22 protein-coding genes are annotated in these 25,594 nt (G+C 47.0%); 14 read left to right on the top strand and 8 right to left on the bottom strand.

The window, feature by feature from the left end:
• Window positions 1–30 precede the first annotated feature (30 nt).
• Window positions 31–411, bottom strand: coding sequence for a hypothetical protein (locus tag AC58QD_RS28035; protein WP_497338345.1), 381 nt, complete (start codon window positions 409–411; stop codon window positions 31–33).
• 480 nt (window positions 412–891) lie between these two features.
• On the bottom strand, window positions 892–2,349 hold the full coding sequence (gene katA, locus AC58QD_RS28030; RefSeq protein WP_497338343.1) for a catalase KatA: 1,458 nt from the start codon (window positions 2,347–2,349) through the stop codon (window positions 892–894).
• Window positions 2,350–2,708: 359 nt separating this feature from the next.
• Here katA and AC58QD_RS28025 point away from each other — a divergent pair, with 359 nt between their 5' ends.
• Together AC58QD_RS28025 and AC58QD_RS28020 are read left to right on the top strand one after the other, a co-directional pair.
• Window positions 2,709–4,178, top strand: a complete 1,470-nt coding sequence (locus tag AC58QD_RS28025) for a methyl-accepting chemotaxis protein (RefSeq protein WP_497338341.1) — start codon at window positions 2,709–2,711, stop codon at window positions 4,176–4,178.
• Between the two features lie 431 nt (window positions 4,179–4,609).
• On the top strand, window positions 4,610–5,473 hold the full coding sequence (locus AC58QD_RS28020; protein ID WP_497338340.1) for a VOC family protein: 864 nt from the start codon (window positions 4,610–4,612) through the stop codon (window positions 5,471–5,473).
• Window positions 5,474–5,576: 103 nt separating this feature from the next.
• On the opposite strand, the gene AC58QD_RS28015 is transcribed toward AC58QD_RS28020, so the two are convergent.
• From AC58QD_RS28015 to msrB, 3 genes are all read right to left on the bottom strand, one after another.
• The gene (locus tag AC58QD_RS28015; protein ID WP_497338339.1) at window positions 5,577–6,443 is read right to left on the bottom strand and encodes an SDR family oxidoreductase; all 867 of its coding nucleotides are present in this window, start codon (window positions 6,441–6,443) and stop codon (window positions 5,577–5,579) included.
• A 135-nt stretch (window positions 6,444–6,578) separates the two neighbouring features.
• Window positions 6,579–7,019: an Rrf2 family transcriptional regulator gene (locus AC58QD_RS28010; protein ID WP_497338338.1), complete on the bottom strand. Its 441-nt coding sequence runs from the start codon at window positions 7,017–7,019 to the stop codon at window positions 6,579–6,581.
• An 87-nt stretch (window positions 7,020–7,106) separates the two neighbouring features.
• Window positions 7,107–8,075, bottom strand: coding sequence for a peptide-methionine (R)-S-oxide reductase MsrB (msrB, locus tag AC58QD_RS28005; RefSeq protein WP_497338337.1), 969 nt, complete (start codon window positions 8,073–8,075; stop codon window positions 7,107–7,109).
• A 146-nt stretch (window positions 8,076–8,221) separates the two neighbouring features.
• On the opposite strand from msrB, the gene AC58QD_RS28000 reads away from it, so the two are divergent.
• The 7 genes from AC58QD_RS28000 (at window position 8,222) to AC58QD_RS27970 (ending at window position 17,397) form a co-directional block, all read left to right on the top strand.
• Window positions 8,222–8,653, top strand: coding sequence for an RrF2 family transcriptional regulator (locus AC58QD_RS28000; protein WP_497338336.1), 432 nt, complete (start codon window positions 8,222–8,224; stop codon window positions 8,651–8,653).
• A 71-nt stretch (window positions 8,654–8,724) separates the two neighbouring features.
• Complete coding sequence (locus tag AC58QD_RS27995) at window positions 8,725–9,108, top strand: hypothetical protein (protein ID WP_497338335.1); 384 nt, start codon at window positions 8,725–8,727, stop codon at window positions 9,106–9,108.
• 13 nt (window positions 9,109–9,121) lie between these two features.
• A complete protein-coding gene (gene trxA / locus AC58QD_RS27990; RefSeq protein ID WP_497338334.1) occupies window positions 9,122–9,439 on the top strand; it encodes a thioredoxin in 318 nt (105 codons plus the stop codon).
• Between the two features lie 33 nt (window positions 9,440–9,472).
• The gene (locus tag AC58QD_RS27985; RefSeq protein WP_497338333.1) at window positions 9,473–10,615 is read left to right on the top strand and encodes an NADH-dependent flavin oxidoreductase; all 1,143 of its coding nucleotides are present in this window, start codon (window positions 9,473–9,475) and stop codon (window positions 10,613–10,615) included.
• A 201-nt stretch (window positions 10,616–10,816) separates the two neighbouring features.
• A complete protein-coding gene (locus tag AC58QD_RS27980) occupies window positions 10,817–13,828 on the top strand; it encodes an efflux RND transporter permease subunit (RefSeq protein ID WP_497338332.1) in 3,012 nt (1,003 codons plus the stop codon).
• Between the two features lie 1,425 nt (window positions 13,829–15,253).
• Complete coding sequence (locus AC58QD_RS27975) at window positions 15,254–17,047, top strand: PAS domain S-box protein (protein WP_497338331.1); 1,794 nt, start codon at window positions 15,254–15,256, stop codon at window positions 17,045–17,047.
• A gap of 89 nt (window positions 17,048–17,136) precedes the next feature.
• Entirely contained in the window at window positions 17,137–17,397 is a 261-nt protein-coding gene (locus AC58QD_RS27970; protein ID WP_497338330.1) for a hypothetical protein, read from the top strand.
• A gap of 118 nt (window positions 17,398–17,515) precedes the next feature.
• Here the strand turns inward: AC58QD_RS27970 and AC58QD_RS27965 are convergent, their stop codons facing one another.
• On the bottom strand, window positions 17,516–18,511 hold the full coding sequence (locus AC58QD_RS27965; protein ID WP_497338329.1) for a ferredoxin family protein: 996 nt from the start codon (window positions 18,509–18,511) through the stop codon (window positions 17,516–17,518).
• Between the two features lie 229 nt (window positions 18,512–18,740).
• Between AC58QD_RS27965 and AC58QD_RS27960 the strand changes: the two genes are divergently transcribed.
• Both AC58QD_RS27960 and AC58QD_RS27955 read left to right on the top strand, forming a co-directional pair.
• Window positions 18,741–20,168 carry a N,N-dimethylformamidase beta subunit family domain-containing protein gene (locus AC58QD_RS27960; protein ID WP_497338328.1) on the top strand — a complete coding sequence of 476 codons (1,428 nt, stop codon included), beginning with the start codon at window positions 18,741–18,743 and terminating at the stop codon, window positions 20,166–20,168.
• Between the two features lie 80 nt (window positions 20,169–20,248).
• Complete coding sequence (locus AC58QD_RS27955) at window positions 20,249–20,512, top strand: KGG domain-containing protein (protein ID WP_497338327.1); 264 nt, start codon at window positions 20,249–20,251, stop codon at window positions 20,510–20,512.
• Window positions 20,513–20,621: 109 nt separating this feature from the next.
• Here AC58QD_RS27955 and AC58QD_RS27950 read toward each other — a convergent pair whose 3' ends face one another.
• Both AC58QD_RS27950 and AC58QD_RS27945 read right to left on the bottom strand, forming a co-directional pair.
• Entirely contained in the window at window positions 20,622–21,032 is a 411-nt protein-coding gene (locus AC58QD_RS27950; RefSeq protein ID WP_497338326.1) for a hypothetical protein, read from the bottom strand.
• Window positions 21,033–21,362: 330 nt separating this feature from the next.
• On the bottom strand, window positions 21,363–22,616 hold the full coding sequence (locus AC58QD_RS27945) for a WD40/YVTN/BNR-like repeat-containing protein (RefSeq protein ID WP_497338325.1): 1,254 nt from the start codon (window positions 22,614–22,616) through the stop codon (window positions 21,363–21,365).
• Window positions 22,617–22,822: 206 nt separating this feature from the next.
• Here AC58QD_RS27945 and AC58QD_RS27940 point away from each other — a divergent pair, with 206 nt between their 5' ends.
• The 3 genes from AC58QD_RS27940 (at window position 22,823) to AC58QD_RS27930 (ending at window position 25,485) form a co-directional block, all read left to right on the top strand.
• Window positions 22,823–23,578 carry a DUF2087 domain-containing protein gene (locus AC58QD_RS27940; RefSeq protein WP_497338324.1) on the top strand — a complete coding sequence of 252 codons (756 nt, stop codon included), beginning with the start codon at window positions 22,823–22,825 and terminating at the stop codon, window positions 23,576–23,578.
• 23 nt (window positions 23,579–23,601) lie between these two features.
• On the top strand, window positions 23,602–23,955 hold the full coding sequence (locus tag AC58QD_RS27935) for a GIY-YIG nuclease family protein (protein ID WP_497338323.1): 354 nt from the start codon (window positions 23,602–23,604) through the stop codon (window positions 23,953–23,955).
• 129 nt (window positions 23,956–24,084) lie between these two features.
• Window positions 24,085–25,485: an extracellular solute-binding protein gene (locus AC58QD_RS27930; protein ID WP_497338322.1), complete on the top strand. Its 1,401-nt coding sequence runs from the start codon at window positions 24,085–24,087 to the stop codon at window positions 25,483–25,485.
• The last annotated feature ends 109 nt before the right edge of the window (window positions 25,486–25,594 follow it).

Raw genomic sequence — 25,594 nt, 5'->3', positions numbered from 1 at the left:
GCATCCGGTGTCTTGTTAAGTTATAGCAGATTAACAGGTTATGCTAGTAACCAGACTAGATAACCCGATGAGCTGGGTCGTCTGGAAGTTTCCTCCGATGTTCTGATTGTCATAGGAAGTCAGGTAGAACGATACCTGAGAGCCGTTTGGCAGGGTGAGCTGAGTCCATTGATTGAGACAGGGTTGTGCTTGCTGCTGATTGGTGATTGCCACACCATTGCATACTAATGACAAGGAGGCGTTTCTCGGCAGGTAGCCTGTTGCGTAGCTGAAATCGACGGAGGTTAGGTTAGCCTGCAGTGAGGTACCGTTGGTGAATTGAATCGTTGCCCATTTGTTCACACATCCGAGGATATCCGTTATGTTCTGGCGTTGCCCGTTATAGGGCTGTGAGTAGTAGTTATTCGACAAGGATAAGTCTCCCCTTTAAGTTCCATGATAAATTCTAATAACTGCAAGTTAACGCATCAATTAATCGCAAATCGATCACATAGTACATCCATATGAAGCCGTTCCACCGGAAGCCTCCGATCGAATTAGCGCCTATGAAAATCGGGAAATACCAGAACTGATCGCCATAGGTAAGCCATACATAAGTAAAGCGGAACATACAGCGAATGGTAGCGCCAGGGTCTATTATGGCATTTGCGGATAGGTTGGATTGGGAACGCGTCTTGACTTTTTGGCAGGCATTGAGATGGTCCTCCTTGGTAAAGCATATATGTTATTTCTATGCAGGAGGGTAGACGAATGTCACGCATGCTTAATTGAAAAACAAATGAACGCGGATACCAAAAAACCTTAGACCCTTGCTTGGGAGTCTAAGGTTTATATGTGTGGGGAGTTCGGAACTGAATCATGATTAACAATCAAGAACAGATAATAAGTTCTTTAATCAACCTTCGGAACAGCTAATCCAAGCCCATCAGCTATGCGTTGTCCGAAATCCGGATCAGCCTTATAGAAGTGGCTAATCTGTCTGAGCTTGATCTCATCCTTCTCAACAGGACTCATTGCACCTACAATATTGTTCACAAGACGGGTGCGCTCATCCTCACTCAATAGACGGTACAGGTCACCTGGCTGCGTGTAATGATCATGATGATCGTAAGCGACACTGTCTGCCGTGCCAGAAACCGCAAAAGGAGCAGGCTTGTGCTGCGGTGCTTCAGTCGGGCCGCCGTAGCTGTTAGGCTCGTAGTACACAGAACCGCCGCCGTTCGCATCATGACGCATCTGGCCATCCCGCTGATAATTGTTCACTTCATTATGAGGACGATTGATCGGCAACGACTGATGATTGGCACCGACCCGGTAGCGATGAGCATCTCCGTAGGCGAACAAACGGCCTTGCAGCATTTTATCAGGAGAAACGTCGATTCCAGGTACCAATGTTCCAGGGGAGAAGGTAGCTTGCTCCACTTCTGCAAAGTAGTTCTCAGGGTTGCGGTCCAGCACCATACGACCAACCTCTTGAAGAGGGTAATCCTTCTGAGACCATACCTTCGTCACATCGAACGGATCGAATCGATAAGTATCGGCATCCTCAAGCGGCATAATTTGCACATATACCTTCCATGAAGGGAAGTCGCCGTTCTTAATAGAGTTGAATAAATCCTCTGTATGATGATCTGGGTTCTCACCTGCTATACGTGTGCCGACTTCTTCCGTTAAGTTCTTAATTCCTTGCTCGGTCTTGAAATGATATTTGATCCACACGCCCTGACCCTCCGTATTCACCCATTTGAAGGTGTGGCTGCCGAAGCCGTGCATATGGCGAAATGTTGCTGGTATGCCGCGATCAGACATCAGAATTGTAACTTGGTGCAAGGACTCCGGGGACAAGGACCAGAAGTCCCATACGGCATTAGGATTTTTCAAGTGAGTGGCGGGATGACGCTTTTGGGTATGAATGAAGTCAGGGAATTTGATCGCATCGCGAATGAAAAAGACCGGTGTATTATTGCCAACCAAATCATAGTTGCCTTCCTCAGTATAAAATTTCACTGCGAAACCGCGCGGATCACGGACGGAGTCAGCCGAGCCGTTCTCTCCGGCCACGGTGGAGAAGCGGACGAATAGAGGCGTGCGCTTGCCGACCGCGGATAAGAAATTTGCTTTTGTATATTTCGTTAAGTCCTGCGTTACTTCAAAATAACCATGAGCACCTGCACCTTTGGCGTGTACGACGCGCTCAGGCACACGCTCTCTGTTGAAATGAGCTAGCTTCTCTAGAAGGTGGACGTCTTGAATTAATGTAGGGCCGCGTGAACCTGCTGTCATGGAATTCTGGTTATCACCGACAGGTGCGCCAGAGCTTGTAGTGAGATCGATTTTGTCGTTACTCATAATACAATTCACCTCATAAGTTAGAATAGTTACAATACATACTATGATAGCAAGTAACAAAATAAAATCAATACTTATTTATAATAATTCTAATTTAATAATTATTTCATAGTACTCTACAGCAGGACAAGGTCCCTTTTTTGCACCCAGACTGAGTGAGAAATGTACGAGTTTTTTACATAAATTTTGCATTAATATAATAGGGAGGTGAGACAATAAAATCCAGATAGTTGCAGCAACAGCAGCACCTATAGCCATTTCTGTTAACAAAATATCGCAGGTACACGGTGACTTCATTTTACAAACTATGGTATGATTATGGACGGAGTTTCAATTCAGAAATATAAAGGGAGAGTCATATGGAACAGTCAGCCGTTCTGCAAAGAAGAAATCGACTCATGGTGTTTATTCTATGGTTTTCATTAATGCTCGGCATTGCCGTTAACCTTGCAACAGATTCTTTGCCCATGAATACGATTGTTCTAGTCGTCGTAGGCGGAATTATCGCCATTCTTGTAACGGTGCTCGTCTGGCTACGCATTTTGGTTGAAGGCCTCAAGTATCTGGTAGCATTATCGCTAGGCGTTATATCCTTCCTCATGATCTCTACTACAGATAGCTTCGCAACCTACTTGCTTGTGTATTACAGTCTTGCTGTGACCACGCTTTACAACAACTACCGACCCATCTTTCTTTCAGGCCTGTTCGCCCTATTCTTCACTAACTATTTTTTCATTACGGAACGAGATACTTTATTCGCAGGGTTCAATGATGAGAGTCAGTTGACATTCAATCTATTCGTAGTCTTAATTACAGGAGCGCTGATGGCTTCAGGAGTGTTCGGGGAGCGGCTGCGTAAAAGTGCATTTCAAGGCTTTCAGGAAGCAACTTCAGCGCAGGAAAGAACGGCTAGAACTTTGCATGTAGTGAGCCGCACTGCGGAAGCATTGGATCGATCGAGCAGCGGTTTGAAGGAGAATGCAGATTCCGTTGGGATTATATCGAGGGAGATGACCACGGCATTCACGGAGGTTGCGAGCAGTACGGAACAAGTGAATGCGAATCTATCCTCGGCGAATGGTTCCATGCATAAGCTGAATGAAGGCACAGCCTCTATTGTAGATTCCACGGCCGTACTCCGAGAATTGTCGGCTTCGAACGCGGAGTTGACGGATTCCAGTATGAAGCAGGCGAATTTGTTAGGGGAGCAGATGAGCAAGGTCAAGGGAATCATGGATACCACGGTAGTTCTGATGGGCGATCTGAATGAACAGAACCGCTTGATCGGGGAGTTAGCCAACACGATTAGCGAGATTACGAATCAGACGAATCTTTTGGCCTTGAATGCAGCCATTGAGGCTTCACGCGCAGGAGAGCATGGCCGAGGTTTCGCGGTGGTCTCCTCCGAGATTCGTAAGCTGGCTGAGAATGCCAAGCGATTCACCGAAGAGATTACCGGCATTCTGGAAGGCATCTCCAGCAAAACCGAGCACGTAACGAGTCAAGTGCTAGCGGGTCAATTGTCAGTTACAGCCGGTCGCGAGGCATCGATCGAGATGGAGCAGTCGATGCGTGAAATGGTGTGCAATACCAAGGAGTTGGCGGAGCGTTCGGGGCTTGTTGCGGATTCGGTCAATAATCTTCGAGCATCGTCCCAGCATATTTCCGCTGAGATGGAGTCGATCTCGATGCTGACCGAGCAGAACATGGCGACCGTCGAGCAGATTCTGGCAGGCATGGAGAATCAGGATCGCAGGATTCGCGGCATTGTCGACGGAGTGCATGAGGTCGATTCGACAGCGAAGGATTTGAAGGAGAAGACGGCTTGAGCCAATGCTGTGTAATACTGTGGGTGATTTATACATAGGCGGACCGATTGCGGTAAGACTGCTTCATGCGGAGCAGGCTTGTGCGCAGTCGGTTTTTTGTTTTAACGTCACAACTTAGCTCATGTGGAAATCAGTTAGCCAGTGCTACTATAGGTTATAGGGGCGGAAAAGACGGCTTTTTCTGGGATAGCAAGTTTTACTACTGGTTATTAGCTTGGTTTTGAGCATAAATGGGTAACAATGCGGGAATAAGGGATAGTCGGATTGGCTAATTAGTGTCTGAGTGACGTAATGGCCCAAATAGCCAATAGCAGCATGGTTTATCAATAAGCGGCGTGTTATTAGCCCTCCCTGAATCAATAATTGGTAAAATAATGTGCTCTAGGTGATAATAAGAGATGTAGGCATTAAGAGTGGAAAGGGTGTTTCAAATGTCCTCCATCATTCATTCGGATACGAATATCGGATTAGTGAAGTTAAGAATAACGGATCTCAAGCGATCCCTTGCATTTTATCAAGAAGTAGTTGGTCTTAAGGTTCTCAAGGTTGAAGGTCATACCGCGGAGCTTACAGCAGATGGCTTGAAGCCGCTAGTGCTGCTAGAAGAGATTGCAAGTGCAGAGGTACCGCCTCGAAGAAAATATGCAGGGTTGTATCACTTCGCGATCCTCGTGCCGGATCGGCAATCGCTAGGATTAGTACTAAGGAATCTGATCAGCAGTAAGATCCATATCGGGCAGGCGGATCATCTGGTGAGCGAGGCTCTATATATTGCAGATCCTGATAACAACGGAATCGAGATTTATTACGATCGCCCTCGGAGCACGTGGAAGCGTGATGCTAACAATCATTACATGATGGCGGTTGATCCCATTGATTGGGACGGCTTACTTGCGCTGGCTGGGGATGAGGCTTGGAATGGACTGCCTCAGGGTACGACGATTGGGCATATTCATCTGCATGTTTCCAGTCTGAGCGAAGCGAGAAAGTTCTATACGGAGGTGTTGGGATTCGAAGTGGTAGCACACATGGAGAATTCGGCCCTTTTCGTGTCTGCGGGACAATATCATCATCACATTGGGTTGAACATTTGGGCGGGAGTAGGTGCGCCATTAGCTCCAGTAAGCGGGGCGGGGCTTGCCTATTATACGATTGTTGTGCCAGATCACGAGGCGTTAGAGGCGGTGCATAACCGGTTGACGAACGCGGGCGTCGCAGTAGAGAAGAGCGGGGGATGGCTAGTTTTCAAGGATTCGACTGGAATTGAGCTCCACCTCGGGGTAGCAGGAGCTTAGATACCTTATAAGCTCTCCGACAAAAATAATAGCGCCTCGATTGGATTAACGAAGAAGCCTGTCCCGTTACTCCAATCGATGGCGCTATTTGGCGTGCTGAACCTTACTTCTGCAGAGCTTGTGCCACCGTTTCCTTAAGTGGGGTAAAGGAACCGATCAGCTTCTGCAGATCATCTGAAGTCCGAGCTGTCTCACCGTCTGCAATCGCCTGATAAATGCTCGCGAATAACACGGCAACAGGCTCAGGCAATCCGACACCAAGCAGAATGTTCTTCTGTTCTTCGAAGGAAACAGCTTGATGCACGACAGCTGTACCCGTAACCTCCGTTACTACACCAGCAAGCTCATCGAAGCTCCAAGGCTGATTGGAAACAAGATTGTAGATCTGGTTCTCATGGCGGGCGCCAGCCAACACCGCTGCTGCTGCTTTGGCTAGATCACTTCGAGTGGCCGTATTGAGCGTGCCGCGTCCAGTATTTGTGACGATGGCACCATGCGCTACGGATGCGGCCAGATCTGGATTGACGAACACGTCTGTATATAACGAGTTGCGAAGGAAAGTATAAGGGATGTTCGTAGTGCGAATAGCATGTTCGGTAGCGAGATGCACCTGTGCCAGTGAGACTTTGGAATCCTCAGCAAAGGCATAGCTCGTGTAAAGGATATGCGGTACCCCTGCATCACGTGCGGCTTTGACCACATTAGCATGCTGCACAATTCGGAGCGTATCATCCGTGTTAGGACTGGAGACGAAGAGCAGCTTGGATGCTCCGGCAAAAGCCTTCACCAGTGATTCCGGGTTCTCATAATCCCCATAACGTACTTCAACGCCTTGCTCAGCAAGAGAGGAAGCTTTCTCTACATCGCGAGCGACAGCAACGATTTGACTAGCTGGGACCTTGTTGTTCAGCAAATGCTGAATGACTTCTCCTCCAAGCCCGCCTGTAGCACCAGTAATTATGATTGACATTGTAATCATCCCTTCTTAAATTAGATTCGATTCGAGAGGCTAGAATATAACCAGCCAAGTGTTTCAACGAGGCGCCTGTACCAGCTAACTATTCGAATTGTTGTAACCAACACGATTACAACAGTAGCAAAAAAATTAGCTCTTTGCAGAGCCGATTTTTTCAGTTAATCCATCCACCAGATGCTGGAGCTTCGTTTGAGCCAAATGCTGTTCCATGAGGAATTGCGCTTGACTCACATTCGTGCGCAGAACCGATTCGATATTAGCGCCAACGGGGCATACCGGATTAGGATGCTCATGAATGTGGAATAGCTCGTCTTTCTCGACAACCTCAACCGCACGATATATATCCAAGAGCGAAATCTCACTCGGTTCTCGCCGCAGATAAGTTCCGCCGATGCCTGCTTTTACATCCACTAACCCTGCTTTCTTCAAACTGCTGATGATTCTGCGAATAATAACAGGGTTCGTATTCACGCTCTCAGCGATGAAATCAGATGTAAATGGCGTCCGGTTCATGGCAATGAGTGACAAGATATGAACGGCAATGGAGAAACGGCTGCTTATCTTCTTCATAGGTTTTCGCCCTCTCGATGTAATCATTATAGTTACAACATCATGGAGAGTCAATTCACAAACTTTCCCTGCAGTAATCCTGAGCATTTATTTTCCGAAAAGAGACTTGTATTCTCCATAGCCTTCCGCTTCCATTCGATCCAAAGGAACGAACCGCAACGCCGCAGAATTAATGCAATACCGCAGTCCATTAGGCTTCGGACCATCATGGAACACATGCCCCAAATGGGAATCTGCATCCTTGCTGCGCACTTCGGTGCGAATCATATTATGCGTAATATCTACATGATCCGAAACACGATGTTCTTCTACTGGTTTCGTGAAAGAAGGCCAGCCGCAGGAAGAGTCGAACTTATCCAATGAGCTGAACAGCGGTTCGCCCGACACGATGTCTACATAAATTCCGGCTTCCTTGTGATCCCAGTACTCATTCTGAAAAGGACGCTCGGTACCATTATTCTGGGTCACTTCATATTGGAGCGGAGTAAGGCGTTTCTTCAATTCATCGCTTTTCTTGTTATCCTTCCAAAGGTCCTTCAGGAATTTCTCACGCCCGGATCCCGAAAAGTAAGCTTTATAGCGGACAGGATTTGTTTTGTAATAATGTTGATGGTAATCTTCAGCCGGATAAAAGGGATGCGCGGGTACAATGGGCGTAACAATCGGTTGCTTGAACACACTGCTGTCAGCAAGCTGCTGCTTGGATTGCTCGGCTAATTGTTTTTGCTCTTCACTATGATAAAAAATAGCGGTCTTGTAAGACTGTCCCCGATCATTGAACTGCCCGCCGGCATCAGTAGGATCTATGGACTGCCAGAATAGCTCCAGAAGCTTTTCATAGGAAAATTGGGCGGGATCGTAAGTGATTTGTACGGCTTCATAGTGTCCTGTCGTTTCCGAGCAGACCTCTTTATAAGTAGGATTGACTACATGTCCGCCAGTATAACCGGAAATCACCTTGATAATTCCAGGCTGCTCATCGAAAGGCTTCACCATACACCAGAAACATCCGCCAGCGAACGTAGCTAATTCGTAAGATTGATTCTCGGAATTCATATTGCAATCAGCTCCTTTACTATTAATACAACCATAACATGGACAGAATGTAAAATAAGCAATCTGCCTAAACGCTTGATGTTGACAATGTGAACTGTAACAAATATAATAACAGTAAGCAAGCGGAAGGAAGAGGTGAGCACAGGGTGAACAGTGAATTTACGATTGCGGTACACAGCATGGTATATCTTACTTATAGACCGGATCGTATGGCCACTAGTGATAGCATAGCCCGCAATGTGAACACTCATCCGTCGCGTGTGCGCAAAGTTATGAGCTGCCTGCGAAAGCACGGCTATATTGCTACGAAGGAAGGGATCGGCGGTGGATATATTCTTAACTGCAGCCCGGAACAGGTTACGTTAGCCGAGATCTATCAGGCAACCTCGATCGGCTCTATGAAGCCGGGATGGTGTTCAGGCAATGAGGATGAAGCTTGTGTGGTCGCCTGCAATATGTCAGAGGTGATGGATCAAATATTTTGTGAGAGTGAGCAGCATCTGCTTCTGTATTTGCAGCAAATGACGATTCTAGACGTGCATGAGCGAGTACGTATGGCGCAATTGCACAAGCAATAACCTTTTTTTGATCAATCTGTCACTTATTTAATGACAGTTGAAATAGATTTCAATTGAGAGGGTGAATGAGAATGGAAGTGACAACGTTGATAAGAGTAGGGGATTGGGTTAGCGGTACGTCTTCTTTGGATGAGAAATTTATTGGTTTCGTCGAGTCAACGAATAATGGCGGCGGTTTGAAAGTGTGGGTGACTCAATGTGACTTGGAGTCTACGGTTGGAACATCGATCGACGCCGTGTTTGCCAAGGTAAAGAAGCTGCCAGACTCTTCACCTGAGACTCCGGATGAGCTGCGTGCTCTCATTGAACTTGCCTTGATGACGCATGATCAGGAATGGTTTCAGGAGCTTAGTGCTAAGCTAAGTACACCTGCATTTAACACGACTCCTGGCAAACATTTTGTTGGATATAATGATACGGTTACAAACCCAATTACAAATAGATTAAAAAACTAAGGAGCGGATTAGAATGGCTATTGTAAAAACTACAGATGCATCTTTTAAAGAAACGGTAAAAGAAGGATTAGTATTAGTGGATTTCTGGGCGCCTTGGTGCGGACCTTGTAAAATGATTGCGCCGGTTCTCGAAGAATTGAATGACAAAGTAGGCGATTCGGTAACGATAGCCAAGCTGAACGTCGATGATAACCCGCAAACCGCGGGCGAGTTTGGAATCATGAGCATCCCGACTTTGAAATTGTTCAAAAATGGGGTCGATGTAGCTACCTATGTCGGGTTCCAAGGGCTTGCCCAGTTGGAAGCGGCTGTTAACGAGCACCTGCAATAATACAAAGAGAAAGAGTGGAGAGGACTACAACGAGTGAACCCAAAATACAATTCTTTATTCGACGGATTCGTCTTTAAAAGCGGCGTGAAAGTAAATAACCGCATCTTGATGGCACCGATGACCAACTTCGCCTCTAACGAAGATGGATCGGTGTCGGATTCCGAAGTAAACTACTATGCTCGCCGATCGGGCGGGGTCGGCATGGTAGTTACAGCCTGCACATATGTAACCCCGAGCGGGAAAGGATTCCCCGGTGAATTCGCCGCGGATCGGGATGAGATGATTCCGAGCTTACGACGATTGGCAGCATCCATTAAGGCACAGGGGGCCAAAGCAGTCCTGCAAATTTTTCATGGGGGTCGAATGACTCCTCCGAATCTGGTGCCTGATGGTGATGTAGTGAGCGCGAGCGCCGTTGCTTCGGAACAAAATGCGGGCGTAGTGCCTAGAGCGCTAACGGATTCGGAAATCGAAGCGATCGTTCGTGACTTTGGTGAAGCGACCCGACGGGCCATTGAGGCCGGGTATGACGGGGTTGAGATTCATGGAGCTAACGGGTATTTGATTCAACAGTTTTTCTCCCCGCATTCTAACCGTCGTGAAGATCGATGGGGAGGCGATGTGCACGAACGGATGGCTTTTCCGCTAGCTATCGTAGAAGAAGTGAAGCGGGTAGTATCAGAGCACGCCAAAGAGCCGTTCCTTGTTGGTTACCGATTCTCGCCTGAAGAAGTGGAAACCCCTGGAATAACCATGGAGGACACATTACTGCTTGTGGACGCATTATCCGATTGCGACCTTGACTATCTCCATGTATCCTTAATGGAGTTCTGGTCTAGTCCAAGACGTGGAGTAGACGAGTCCAAATCACGTTTGGAATGGATTGTTGACCGCGTAGGGGGTAGGGTACCTGTTATCGGTGTAGGTTCGATCCGTACAGCGGACGATGCTCTTAAAGCTTTGCAGACGGGAGTTCCGCTGATCGCGCTTGGTCGAGAGATCATCATGGAGCCCGACTGGGTTCAGAAAATAGCTGATGGCCGGGAGTCCGAGATCAAGACCTCATTGACGCCAGAAGATCAGGACCAACTCGTTGTCCCTGACGCATTATGGAAAGCTATCGTAAATGCGCCGGGATGGTTTCCAGTTGTTCGTGAAGAAGCTTCCAAACTATAAATCGATCGTTAGACCGTTCTCTGGGAACGGTCTTTCTCTTTTTTAGCCATTAACCCCTCAGAATTTCATAATCTATTTACATAAACATGACAAACTTCACCCCCAATTAATGAAAATTGTCACTATTCCAAATGTCTTTTTTTCGTTATACTGAGAAACGTTAAAATAATATCCATAGTTTGGAAGGGGAAACGGAAGGAAATGACTTGGCTTACGAAATGGTCTTTTACGAACAAAGCAGCAGTAGGATTACTGGTAGTAATGGCGCTTATCATTGGTGCCTTCAGCTATACGACGCTGCCCATGGAATTCATGCCGGAGGCAGATAATCCGCAGGTTACGATAACGGCGTTGGGGCAAGGACAAGATGCCCGATCGATGGAAACGAATGTAACGAAACCCATAGAGAATGCGGTCCAGCTTGTTAAAGGCAAGAAAGAAATGCTCTCTACATCCGGAGATGGTTACGCGAGCATTAATCTATTCTTTGATGGCAAAACCAATATGAAGGAAGCGGCGCAAGAAGTGCAGAAAGCCGTGGACCAGCTGCAATTCCCGCCTGGAGTGATGAAGCCTTTCGTGCTTCAATTGAATACCTCCATGATCCCGGTATCCCAGCTCACCATTGCATTCGAGGATGGGCTGAGCGATAAAAACATCAAAACAGCAGAAAATAACATCATCCCGGAGCTGCAAAAAGTTAAGGGTGTAGCAAGTGTAGCCTTGTATGGAAAAACAGCACCAGAAATTACGGTAAATGCAGATCCGAAGAAACTGGCGGACAAAGGCATTCCTCCTCAGGCGCTAATGGGCGTGCTGCAAGGCCGCAACGTATCCGCTTCGATCGGTGAACAGACGATTGGCGGGCAAACAGGCAACATCCACGTGAGTGCAGAGATCAACAGTATCGATACGTTGAAGAAGCTTCCGATCGTTCCAGGTGTTGCTTTGCAAGATGTAGCCACTGTGGAGCTGAAGCAAGATCAAGAAAGCATCAGCCGCTCCAACGGCAAAGACGTTCTTTTCGCGGTTGTGACTAAAGAAGCTGACGCCAATGCGGTAGATGTCGGTAATAAAGTACAAGAAACCATTGATCGGATCAATGAGGAAATTCAGAACGTAGAAACCGCCGTAGTGTTCAGCACCTCAGATATGGTCGTAACCTCGGTCAACAGTATGATGCAGGAAGTATTGCTGGGTGCATTATTCGCAACAGTTGTCATTCTCTTGTTCCTGCGTAATTTCCGAGCTACGCTGATCACCATTGTATCGATTCCGCTTTCTCTAGCGGTAACGTTATATTTGTTGAAAGTTTCGGGAGTTACATTAAACATTGTAACGCTTGGCGGTGTCGCGGTAGCAGTTGGGCGGCTAGTCGACGACAGTATCGTAGTGATCGAGAATATTTACCGTCGTTTGCAAAAGGAGCCTTTCACGCGTGAAATGATTATCAGCGCAACCAAGGAAGTTGCAAGAGCAATCACGTCTTCCACGATTGTAACGGTCGCCGTATTCTTGCCCATGGGTCTGCTTCGCGGTGGATTGCAGGCTTTCTTGCTGCCTTTCGCGTTGACCGTAACCTATTCCTTGCTTACTTCTCTAGTTGTAGCTCTAACCGTAGTTCCTTTGCTAAGCTCCTGGCTGTTGAAGAATTCGCAGATGAAAGAGCATAAGCCATCCAAACGGTTTACCCGCATCTTACATTGGAATCTTCGGTACAAATGGCTAACGTTGGTGCTCACTGCAGTTGTGTTCGTTGGTTCGATCGCAGCCTATACAGCTATGCCAAAAGGCGCACTCAATGCATCCGATGCCACACATGTAGCTGTTCAGTTAATATATCCGAACGATGTACCGGTTGAAGAAGTGCATACGAAGGGCAAACAGCTTGAGCAGGAGCTTATAAAGCAAGAGCAAGCCCAAATTGTCATGATGCAGTCCGGTAACAGTGCAGATGGAGCCAAATGGGGGGCTGCCACCTCTCCGACGCAGGTCGATTTCACGGTTGAGATAAAGGAAGGCGCGGATGCACAAGTATTTATCGATTATGTAAGGTCTCAGAAAGATAAATATGTGAATGCAACATTGACCGCTAATGAAATGACCATATTCGGGGCCAGCTCAACCAACGAATATATAGATATCGTCGGGGAAGACCTGACAGCGATTCGTACCGTTGCGGAAGAAGTTATGGCTAAGGTGAAAACGGTAGACGGAATTACCAAAGTCACAAGCAACATGGACCAGACGAAGCCGGTATTTGCATTCCGAGTAGATCCGATTCAAGCTAATGCTCAGGAAATCGCGGGACAGCTCAGTTCTATGATGAGTCCAATGCCGATCGGTCAAATTAACCTTAATGGGACCCAAGCAGGTGTTATCCTTAGCCCTATGCTTCAACCGAAATCCGAGAAGGATTTGACTGGGATAACCATTACGACCGCAAGCGGCCCTACGCCGATAACGAATGTAGCAAAATTCGAGATTCGCCAGGAACCTACCATGCTGTATCACAAAGAAGGAAAAACTTACACGAGGGTTACAGCTGAAGCAGATCCGAAGAAAGTATCCGAGATTGGGGCAAACATCAAGAAGGAAATGGATACAATCACCGTTCCTAAGGGTGTGGAATTAATCGCAGGCGGGGCCTCTGTCAGTCAGGGAGACGACTTTGCTGATCTTGGGTTGACAGCACTTATTTCCATCGGACTGGTCTATCTGATCATGGTGCTTACCTTCAAGACCCTTCGCGCTCCACTCGCGATCATGTTCTCCTTGCCGCTAGCTGCCATTGGCGCCGTGCTTGGATTGATCGTGTCAGGGGTTAACCCGGACTTCACCGCTATGTTTGGCGCGCTGATGCTGATCGGGATCGTCGTGACGAATGCGATCGTATTGATCGACCGAATCAAACAAAACGAAGAGCACATGTCGATTCGTGAAGCGATCGTCGAAGCCGCGGCGACACGGATGCGCCCGATTCTGATGACGGCCATCGCTACGATCTGTGCCATGCTGCCACTAGTGTTCGGTCACTCCGAGCAAGGCAGCATTGTATCGCAAAGCCTGGCGATTGTAGTGATCGGCGGCTTAACCGCTGCTACGCTTTTGACGCTTATAGTTATACCTGCGATTTATGAGTTGTTCTACTTCCGCAAGTCCGCGAGACAACGTAAGCAGCCTGCTCAATCTTCGACTCACACTGCTGCATAATCCTAATAGCAGCAGCTCCGTAGCGCCCTGTGCATATTCTTTGCACGGGGCGTTTTTTTTATAGAATTAATAAGTTTTTCGGGCGGAATGATTGCTGTAGCGCGGAAAATCCGCTTTGCGAGGTGACTCAGAGGGCGGAACGATTGCTGTAGCGCGGAAAATCCTCTTTAGAGGTGACTCAGAGGGCGGAATCTTTGCTGTAGCGCGGAAAATCCGCTTTACGAGGTGACTCAGAGGTGGAACCGTTGCTGTAGCGCAGAAAATCCGCTTTACGAGGTGACTCAGAGGGCGGAACGATTGCTGCAGCGCGGAAAATCCGCTTTACGAGGTGACTCAGAATGGTAGGTGAGACGTGCAAATAGATGCTAGTGAGGTGCTTGGTAGAGTTAGTGACTGGCTGGATCACTTTAAGAGGAGAAACATGAAGGATTCGCAGGTTCAGGACGTAAGTAGTGGAGATGGACGAGTTTTAATGCGTTGAATTGCTTTAATGAGCTAAAGTAGATGTCGAAGAATTATACATAGATAGGCAAAATGAGCCTCTTTTCAGCTGTAGATGTATAAAATTTCGACATCTAAGCCAGAAAAGAGCAAGGAATGGGGGTAAATAAAGCTGATTCCAATCAAATGCAGCGTCAGATGTACAATTCTTCGACATCTAGGCGCTTAAATGAGTCATTTTTAGTCGTCTATGTCGAATTTTTATACATCTAACCTTATAGTTGGGTATTAGAACCGATTTAAAGATGTGCCTCTAGTAAATCTGGAGGCAGAGCACATGGGAGAACGTAACTCCTTTGATCCAAAAGTCGAACAAAAGGGGCAGGAAGATGGAGTGGAAAAGCGTCAGCGGTCGCATTTGAATCTTGGGTTCATACCGATAAAAATATAATCAAGGAACCGAAGTTCAAGAGCGATTGGAGCCCATCTTACTGCCCTCCCGCGCGCACACCTGAACTCAATCGCTTAGGAATGCTGGAGTGATCTTCTCCAGCTAAATTTAATAAATATTTTTTGATATTACGAGCCTTGTAGTTGGGTGTTAGAACCGCTTTGAAGATGTACCTCTAGTAAATCTGGAGGCAGAGCACATAGGAGAACGTAACTCCTTGATCCAAAAGTCGAACAAAAGGGGCAGGAAGATGGAGTGGAAAAGTGTCAGCGGTCGCATTTGAATCTTGGGTTCATACCGATAAAAATATAATCAAAGGAACCGAAGTTCAAGAGCGATTGGAGCCCATCTTACTGCCCTCCCGAGCACCAAATTGGACTCAATCGCTTAGGAATGCTTAGTGATCTTCTCCTGCTATTTTTCTAAATTTAATAATTTTTCTCTGATATCACGAGCAGGGTATTGATAAATGATGGAGTATGAACTTAAAATGAACATTAATGAGAATTTGCGAGAAAAGGAAGGAATAGCGATTGTATAGAACCTACACCACTTTGCTTCAGTCTATTTTCCACCTGACCTCGGATGGTATTGTCGTCGTAGATTTAGAAGGACGTGTTCTGGAAATTAACAAAAAATTTGAAGAGCTCCACGGGTGGACAAGGGAAGAAGTAATAGGGAAAGTGTTGCCCATGACTCCGGAGAATTACAGGGCAGAGGCATATGAATTATACAAACGTATAATGAATGGAGAACAATTCTCGGGCTTAGAAGCGGTCAAACTACGAAAAGATGGAAGTACGTTCTATGCGGATGTCACGATTTCGCCTGTCAAGGACGAGTCGGGAAACATCATCGCTTTTGTGGGTGTAGAGAGGGATATTACAGAGAAGAAAAGAGCAGAGCAAGAATTGAAGGAAAGTGAGGAACGCTACAGGATTTTGGTGGAAAGCTCGCCAGAACCTATTCTCGTTTACACGGATTTTAGGATTGTTTTTGCTAATTCTGCCGCGGCGGCACTTATGGGTACGGAGACACCTGATGTGCTGATCGGTCAACCCATATACCGCTTTGTACATCCTGACTATTTGGCTAATTTGGCCGAGCAGGACGTAGAGTTATTCAAAGATGGCAAAGCAAGTGAATTAAGGGAAAAGAAAATGATCCGGTTTGATGGAAAAGTAATAGACGTCGAGGTAAAAACGGTAGCTGTGAATTTTGAGAAAAACTTGTCAGTCCTTTTGTTATTCCGAGATGTAACGGATCGCAAGCGTGTAGAAATGGAGCTCTTGGAGCGTGAAAGGCAGTATAAACGTGTACTCAAGCTATCCCCGGAACCTATTGTCCTGCATAGGGAGGGGATCGTGCAATTTGCTAACGATATGGCCATTAAGCTTTTTGCTGGAAACAGTTTAGAAGATTTTGTTGGTCGTTCGATATTTGATTTTATATGTCCAAGCTATCATTCTTTTATAACGGAACGTATGAATCAACTGGTTCAGACGGATGATTACCAGGATTTTATTGAAATGAAAGTTATACGGCTGGATGGTACTTTATTGGATGTTGAGGTATCGTCAATTTATATTCACAAGTATATTGGTTATCCCATCATTCAAATTGTAATTAGAGATATGACGGAACGTAAAAAGACCGAAGAGATGATTCGAAGATCGGAAAAGCTGTCTGTGATCGGTCAATTGGCTGCTGGAATTGCACATGAAATTCGGAATCCCCTAACTTCTCTGAAGGGGTTTACTCAACTGTTGCAATCAAGAAACGCGCCCTATGTCGATGTCATGATGGGGGAGCTAGAGCGGATCGAATATATCGTGAATGAATTCATGACGCTTGCCAAGCCGCATATTGCCCGACACAGTGAAATCAATATTCAAAGTTTGGTTGAGAATGTAGTTCTTTTCATGCAGCCGCAAGCTCTTCTATATAACGTGCAATTTAGCCTTATTATGGAAGAGAACATGAACCCCATTCGCTGTGATTCCAATCAGATCAAACAAGTTGTCATGAACATCCTGAAAAATGCCATGGAATCTATGCCGGAGGGCGGAACGATCCAGGTCACTACCAGACGTACAACCAATCAAGGCATACTCATACAAATAGTCGATCATGGGACAGGTATACCGGAAGATAAGCTGTCTAGATTAGGGGAGCCGTTTTTTTCAATGAAGGAGAATGGCACTGGTCTCGGTTTGATGATTTGTCAGCGGATTATCGAAGCGCATCATGGTAAAATGTCCATACAAAGCAAGCTGGGTCAGGGAACCGCGGTAAGGATTGAATTTCCCAGCCAACCGATCGAGTAGAAAAATCCGAAGATTTGCGTTATGTCTGGGATTATAAGACAATAGAGTGGAACGCAAGTAGAGAACTAGTATAGGGCAGGTAAATGATCATGAATGATATGTTGAATAAATATTGCGCCAAGACATTCGGCAAGACGGGGGTTATTATCGAGATTGGGAAGGTGAGCAAGATAACGAACCGGACGATACATGTCGATTGGGGCACGAAGACATGGATCTATCAGAATAAAGACTTTCGTTGGACTCCTCTTACGAAGGAAGAGTTCGAAGAGAGGTACAAGAAGCCTAAGTTTTCTGATGGGGCGCTAATGCGAGCTCAGGAGCTTGGTCTGGAAATCACATACAAGTAAACATGAACGGCGAGAGTCCTGAGCGAACAGGGCTCTCGCCGTTTGCTGTGGGGCGTGTAGTCGCCAATAACTGCGGAGAAGCAGACTGTGTGAGATCCACGACCGTACCGCAATCAGATTAAATTTCCCTTATCGAATACTGGGCTATTTCGGAGCTTTCACTCCCGCAACCGCTGGACACAACGGTTCCTGATATATACACATCCACTTCATATTCACCTGTCCGGGTACCGTCCTGCGACTTGTATTCCCAACGCACACGCGCCTCATCGTTTACTCTTTTGAGCACGGTTACTTTTTTATGATAATCAATCCACGCCCAGCCTTCCCGGATGAACAGCTCCCTCTCCGCTACTTGACTGAAAGCATCGATACCTGCTAATCCCCGATATTTACCAGCGATATCCGAGAAATCTCCTTTATGAAGCAACACGTGATCAAGGACCTCGACCGTAATCTGACCCCAATAACGTCCCTCTGGAAAATCAATCAGTGTAGGCGCATGCCGATGTCCGCCTATATGGCTAGTACGCCATACTCGGATAGGATTCTCTAGAGAGGAGGTGTATTGATGCTCTATTTCCTTATAAATCGTATACCCGAACTTTCCACAGCACTGATCGTGACTGCCATGGGTGCAGACGAATATTTCCCTGGCAGAGGCGGTAGAGGGTCGTGCAAATTCCCCGAACTCAGGCAGTCTGGATTCGTCTATTAGCAGCACTTGCACCAACTCGTTCAGTCGATCATTCGCTACAACAAACTCTAATTTGTCATATCTTGCGCGAGGCTGCTCTGTAAGACGCATATCAAATACTCTTGTGAACCCTGAAGGTGTAGATTGTGAATCGGAGCAGAAGGCCTGCAGACGGAACTTGCATCCTTGATCGGCGCAGTGCTTCAGAGTCTCGTTTAGTCCTGCCGGGAAATGAGCCGATTGCTCCACATTATGGCTCCAAGGTAGAGGTACTTCAACGAATATATAACGGGAATGACCTGGCGCGGAGCCAATGGGATCTTCCAGATTGTGTCTGGATCTGACCGAACAATAATCAGGCTGTATAAAAGGATTCGCTGTATTTGAAGAAACAGCCGCTTTCTCATCGGGGGTCATAAAAGGACAACTCCTTGTTTGAATGTCCGCGTGGGCACTCGGTTTCATATATAACTATACCATGAATGGTGCTTCATTCGTATGGTCGTAAGTTGGGTTGTAAAATAGAAGTATTTTAACGGATATTTTTTGTTGGTTGAAAATCTTTTTTACAGGTTGATCATAAGCCGAGTGCTCTAGTACAATATGAGAGGAAAGCAATAGGAGTAGGAGCGAGGGGAGTCGAACGGTGGACAATAGAATTGTCACAGAAAATAGGTTACCTGGAACATTGGATTGGCAAATCACACAATTTCATTACGATTATCCCGCGTCCATGCAAGCAAGCCCGATTATTCGCGGACTTCGGTCCTCTGCAATTGAAGGATTTGCTTCAAGAACCAGTGTATATCCAGGAGAGACGATTGATTTCAAAATAAGTGTAAGTCAGAGCAATAGGTTCGAAATAGATATATACCGATTAGGTTATTATCAGGGATTAGGCGGAAGGCATATGACTAGCCTCGGGACATTCCAGGGCCAGACGCAGCCTGTGCCGATGGAGTCGATAGAACGATTGCGTGAATGTGAGTGGGAGACCTGCACGACTTTGCGAATTCCGGATGATTGGATAAGCGGTGTATATTTGGCCAAGCTCACTCTTCATGCTGCTATTCAAGCGCAAAGCTACATCGTCTTCGTTGTCAAACAACAAAGGCAACAGAAGACGGATATTCTGGTGCAGGCAAGCGATCTGACCTGGCAGGCTTATAACAAATGGCCTGGAATGAACTCGATCTATGACGATGGCTCACCGGATATGTGGTACCAAGGCACGAATGTGCGGGTCAGCTTCGATCGGCCTTACGCGAAGTATTGTCAAATTGTCGAGGCCCCCTTGTCATGCGGATCGGGAGAATTCCTGTTATGGGAATTTCCACTCGCTTACTGGTTGGAAGCCGAAGGGTACGAGGTCGCTTATTGTTCCAATCTGGATACGCATTATGAACCAGAGCTCTTGAAGAGCTGCCAGGTGTTCATATCCGTCGGTCATGACGAATATTGGACCCGTCAGATGTATGAAAATGCGACTAGCGCAAGAGATGCTGGCGTTAGTCTGCTCTTCCTTTCCGGGAATGCACTGTACCACGAAATCGCTACTTATGAGAAGCCGGCAGAGGACAGGTTCCGTTCCTTTGCTCGCGGTCGCTATTTCACAGATGAGCGTGAGCTGATGGGATCGAGCAGCTTCGGCCCGGGGTATGGAGACTGGACGGTCAGTAAGCCGGAGCACTGGTTGTTCGAGGGGACCGGCATGAAGGCGGGGGACAGTATTCCAGGGTTGATTGGATGGGAGTATCACGGCTATCCTTTCAAAGATATAGAAGGGTTAGAAATCGTGGCTTCCAGCCGCTTGGTGGGACAAGCTTTCTCTGATGTCGAGATTCATGGATTAGGGGTACGTGAGCAGGGAGACGGATTACATTCCGCCGTTATCTACCCGGGTCCGCATGGCAATTGGGTGTTCAATGCGGGTACGATCTGGTGGGCGGAAGGGTTAAGCAATCCGCCCGGGCATGTCCCGGCAATGGGCTCTTATGGTCGGACACAAGGACTTGATCGTCGAGTTCAGCAGATGACTCGCAATCTGCTGTCCCATTGTTTGAAGCGATCATAATCCGCGCTGAATTGTTTCACTTCCCTTAGATACGGGTAATAAGAGTGGCTAGTCCAAACCCTTTTAAGGAGTGATTCAGAATGGCACAGAACCAAGACAGGAACCAGAACGACCAAGGTATGAACCGGGATCGGAACCAGAATGGGAATATGAGCCGGGAAGAAGCAGGACGCAAGGGCGGAGAAGCTACATCGAGCAATCATGACCGTGAATTCTATCAGGAGATCGGTCAAAAAGGCGGGCAATCCCGCGACAATCAGAACAATCAGCAAAAAGATGATAAAATGTCTCGCGAAGAGGCAGGTCGTAAGGGAGGCCAATCCCAGGACAGGCAGCAACGCTAGGCCTCTATACTTAGGCAGCGATCGTGCAGGATAAGAAATGAGAATACAAACAGAAGCCTCCTACCCGCAATTCAGCGGGCTTGGAGGCTTCTTGGCCGTTCCTGTATGTTCAAGCGATATCGGCTTGCAGCTCCTTCATGGACGGAGCTTCTCGATAGATCGCTAGTGATTCCATTCTAATCGTGTGTAGAATTCCTTGCTCCGGCTCTGCTGATAATAACCGTTCTGCATACAGCCAGGCATTCTCTTCGATCTGCAGCATGGTAAGTGTGCGTTCCGATGGCGTCAGATCTTCATCGAGCTTGCAGCAGAGTTGGTCCAACTGTAAATCCTCTGCATGGCCTAACTCGTGAGCGAATATGACACTGATATATTCCTCCAACCGATCCAAGGAACCGAATAATCGGAGACACTGCTGTCTGATCGTATCCTGATATAAGGTGATGCTGTGTGTTGCCATGCGGTACTTGCCGCCGATCAGTCTAGAATTGGGGAAACGTCCTTCGAGGTTCACGCTCACCTGGCTTCCCGATCGAATCAGAAGCCTGTTGACCACCCGAACGAATAACTCTTTATCCAGTCTTGCTCACCTGACTCTCTAAGAAGTTAAAGTGCTGTATGCGGTAGACGAAGGGAACACCATTAGTCCAGCTTTGATTAACGTATGTTGCTCCTATTATCTTATCAAATTTCGTGCGAAAGTAAAGGAATGATCCCTGTTAGAGATCAAATTGTTCAGGAGGCTTATGTTTTTCTAGAAACGCCAAGAACCTCTGGATGATCTATCCAGAGGTTTCCTGATTTTAAACACAAGGAACATTTATTCGCTTGATAAAGTTAGCTAATCCGATCAAGACCCTTGCTTCGGAGCATCGAACGAATGAACCTTCGTCCAAGTGGCCCCACCATCTTTGGTTGTATACATAACCGAAGGCTCCTTGTTATCAGTGACAATCCACCAGCCTTGCTTGGGATCGGCAAAAGCAATTTGAGCGTCCCCGTAGCCCGGGAATGAGGCAGGTCCATTGGTCCATGTTTTACCGCCGTCGAGCGTCCATCCGATTGTATTCGGATTATCGCAAGCAGGGCAGGAGCCGCCCATGAAGGCCGCTTTTGGATCGATTACATACAGAGGACCGGGTTTCGATCCTGTGTTCTTCGGCCCATCATTGTAATTAAGCGGAAAGCCTGGTGCTGGTCCGCCCCCCGCAGTAGAATTCGCAAGCACCGCCTGCCATTGCCCACCCCCATCTAATGTGTGGAACAAAGAATAGGATGTTTGAGTCATACCAGAACCGCCTGTTAATTGTACCCAAGCATCTTCCTTGCCAGCCGAACGAATGACCACTCCGTTAATCGTAGCAGCGGTTTCCCGAGATAGGACGGTCTTCCAAGTTCGACCGCCGTCAATCGTGGCTTGCACTTCGAATGTATTCAAAGAATTGGGACTTTGCGTAACCGTCCAGCCATGCTCTTTGTCATGGAAGTAAGCGTCTCCTATGGTCTGATCAGGCGTTATAAGCTTGTTCCATGTTTTCCCGCCATCTGTAGTTCGTGCGTCCGCGCTGAATGCTTCATCGGTAGATACGAAGTGCAGGAATCCGCCATTCGGCATACTGCCTACAAGCGACCATTGCTTGCCGCCATCTATTGTGTGCAGTAACTGGCGTAACTCTGGCTTGCTCGGGTCAGGACTAATGGTTGCCCAGGCATCCTGGCTGTTCAAGGCGAAGATTTGCTGGATCGTTCCCTTCCCCTGATACTGCTTCCGCCAAGTTACTCCGCCATCATCGGTTCTGGAGATCCAGCCTTCGCCGCCTGTCCAACCGGACTGGGGATTAGCAAGTCTTATAGCGGTAACTTTACCTGTTGTCTGACTAATAACAGTAGAGCCTGCAGGTGTCGCAATAGGGGTTGAAGTCGGAGACGCCGAAGTTGTAGGAGTCATAGCACTGCCGGAAGGACTTGGCGAGCCAATGGGTGGACTTGCTGTATTTTCTCCAGTATTCGGCCCTGTCTGCTCCCCATCACTTGTACAACCTGCCAATAGGATGAACATCACACTTAACATCAGAATGGCCATTTTTTTGTAAATGCGGATCATGGGGGTTCCTCCATTCTATTTGTCTCTTATACTTTTATAACCTTACAGACGGGTTTTTACTCACATTAGTTGCTGTATTCGAACCCAATCCTGTCTCTACATCATTGCTCACAAGATCTAATTCGCTTATAAGTGTTTGACTAAACTATAAACAATATTGTAAAATGTCTATAAAATAACTACTAAATGATAAGGTGTGTTTGGTATTGGATTACTCGGAGTTGTTCTGGAATGCCTCGATGGAGGAATTGAAACGCGGTTATGTGCAGACGGATGACCATTATATAAGCTTGTTATGCGGCAAAACCATAGAAAAGGGCATCATCTATCCCGAGGACGGGGTGCTGTATGAAGCAGAGAAATACATGCAGGTCTATATCCGGAAGACGCATGGATCCGTATTCGACTATTTGACGAAGCTGGATAAGAAATTGACTGGGCTTACCGAGCATCAGAATAGCTTGCTTCGTTTATTTTATCAAGGGAAGCACGATGCAGAGGTTCAGAAAGAGCTTGGCATCGGCAGCGCCTCAACGATTCGCAATCACCGTTTTGTGCTGAAGGAGAAGGAGAGGCAATCGAAGGTGTTCCTGGTCATGATGGAGCTGCTGAAGGAGAAGGACGATCACGCTCCTGCATTTGTGAATCTGCACCAGACCGCCAAGATGGTGGATCAGCGTTACAATGTGACGGCAGCGGAGAAGCAGCGAATATTGCAGAAGGCTTTTCCTGATGGACTAGACGGTCCTTTGAAGACATTCGATTTGCAGGAAAAGCATAGATACATTGTACTGCGGGAGATTGCAGGCCGTTTCCAAAGAGAGCACCAGTACACAGAGAAAGAAACGAACGAGATTATAGCGCCTATTTACGAGGACTACGCCATCATTAGAAGATTCCTGATCGAATACGGCTTCATGGACCGGAAGGACGACGGTAGCGTGTATTGGCTCAAGACCTAATTATAAGAGAAGAGGAACGTGTTATGAACCGAAGAAAAGAGTTGCAGCAGCAGTATAAAGAAACGAAGATTGAAGCAGGAATAATCCGCATAACGAATACGAAGAACGGGAAGGTGTTTCTGACAGGAACCAAGAATACCCGAACGATAAACGGCATTGAATTCTCCCTTGGTATGGGGAGCTATATCAATAAGGAGCTTCAGCAAGAGTGGAAGGAATATGGTGCGGATGCCTTTGTGATTGATGTTCCAGAGATTCTGGAGATCAAGGAAACCGGCTACTTCGACCTGGAGGACGCATTGAAGAAGCTGGAGGACAAATGGCTGGAACATCTGCAGCCGTATGAAGATCGAGGCTACAATAAGCGCAAGCCCTAAACCAACGAATCACCCCTGTTTGTAGCGGATGGCTGCGACAGGGGTGTTTTTTTTAAGTTTTCTACAATTGCCAAAATGTTCTATACTGAATACAAAGAAGACTGTTGAATGTGAGGTTGGGGGAACTAAATGAATCTTAGGAAGTTTCGTTATTTGCATATTGCTGATGATATTCGCTCGCAGATCAAGGCAGGGTATTTGAACCCTGGGGATTATTTAAGCTCTGAGAAAGACTTATGTGTGAAATACGATTCCAGCCGTAATACACTCAGACAAGCCCTTGATTTACTTATGAAAGAAGGGCTTCTGATCAAGATGGTCGGGAAGGGGACGATTATAGCCGATCTGCCGAATCGTGTGGAGAAAGATCAACAATCGCTGCTTGTTCTGTGCCCCAGTTCCTCCAAATTTGCCGATCAAGTGCTGTATAAGCTGATAAAAGATTTCACAGACGCTTATCCCCGTGTAACAGTTAATGTCTTCCGTACGGATGAGATGAACCGAATGGATGTGAAGCGATGGCTGGAGCTTGGAATTCATCCTGATCTGTTCCTTATCTGGGACCGGGATTATTTCGAGGCGGACTTGAATGACTATTTGCCGCTTGCGGAGGTCAAGAATAATCAGACGACAGACTATGGCCGGTTAAACGAAGCCTTCGTAACAGATGGTGTACCGTATGCAATTCCTGTAACGTTCTCACCTGTGTTTCTGGCATGCAACCGCGAAGTATTCCAAGAGCAAGGCATGGCGCTGCCGAATAAAAGATGGTCGTTTGATGAATTTGTGGAGGTGGCCAAATCTCTGAATGAGGATTGTAACAGTGATGGCATCATAGACCGATATGGGTTCGGCATGTCAGACTCGTGGAGCAGATGGCCTGTGCTTGCTTTTGCCAATGGCTTCCGATTCGAGCGAACGGCAGAGGGGGAACTGGCTGAACGAGGTCTTGTCAGTTCACTCAGATTGTTGCAGCGCATGCTGTATCAGGACGGTATCGCACCAATTGCCGCAATTGGCGACTACCAGTTCATCCATGACATGTTCGAGGAAGGAAGAATCGGGATGCAGCTCGCCACGATCTTCACTACTCCAATATTCAAACAAAAGGACCGGTATCACGTTGCGCCGCTTCCTTCAAGCTCCGATAATCAAGGAGAGCAAGGCGGAAAGCTGCTTATTGCCAATGCCTTTATGATCTCGAGATATAGCAAGAATGCGGCCATGGCCAAACATTTTATTCGATTTGCGGTATCCTGGGGTTTTCAAGAAAAGATGATTGAGGAAACAGGATTTCTTTCCACATGGGACAAGTTGAATCAAAGAATGCTCTCTGACGAAGAGGCAGCAGCCCTAAGCGTAAGTGAAGAAGGGGTACAAGCTTCCCTTTTCTTGTCTCAGATTCTACCGTCAAGCAGAGCATTTGCAGTTATCAGCCGCAAGCTGAAGCCGTTCTGGGCAGGGATGCAGACACCTGAAGAAGCAGCACAAGCCATTCAAGACATTTATTTGCAAGAAAGTGAAATCTGAACATTGACGGACCTTTTGAAACCGTTTACTATGGGTATAGGTACCAAACCTATACCATTTTTGTGTTCACAAAAATATGTGGGGGGAGCGGCGGTTGTGTTCTTCAAAA

Source organism: Paenibacillus sp. J2R1T-4 (genome assembly GCF_059692235.1).
Note: the sequence above shows the minus strand (reverse complement) of the source record. Positions and strands in the feature narration are given on the sequence as shown.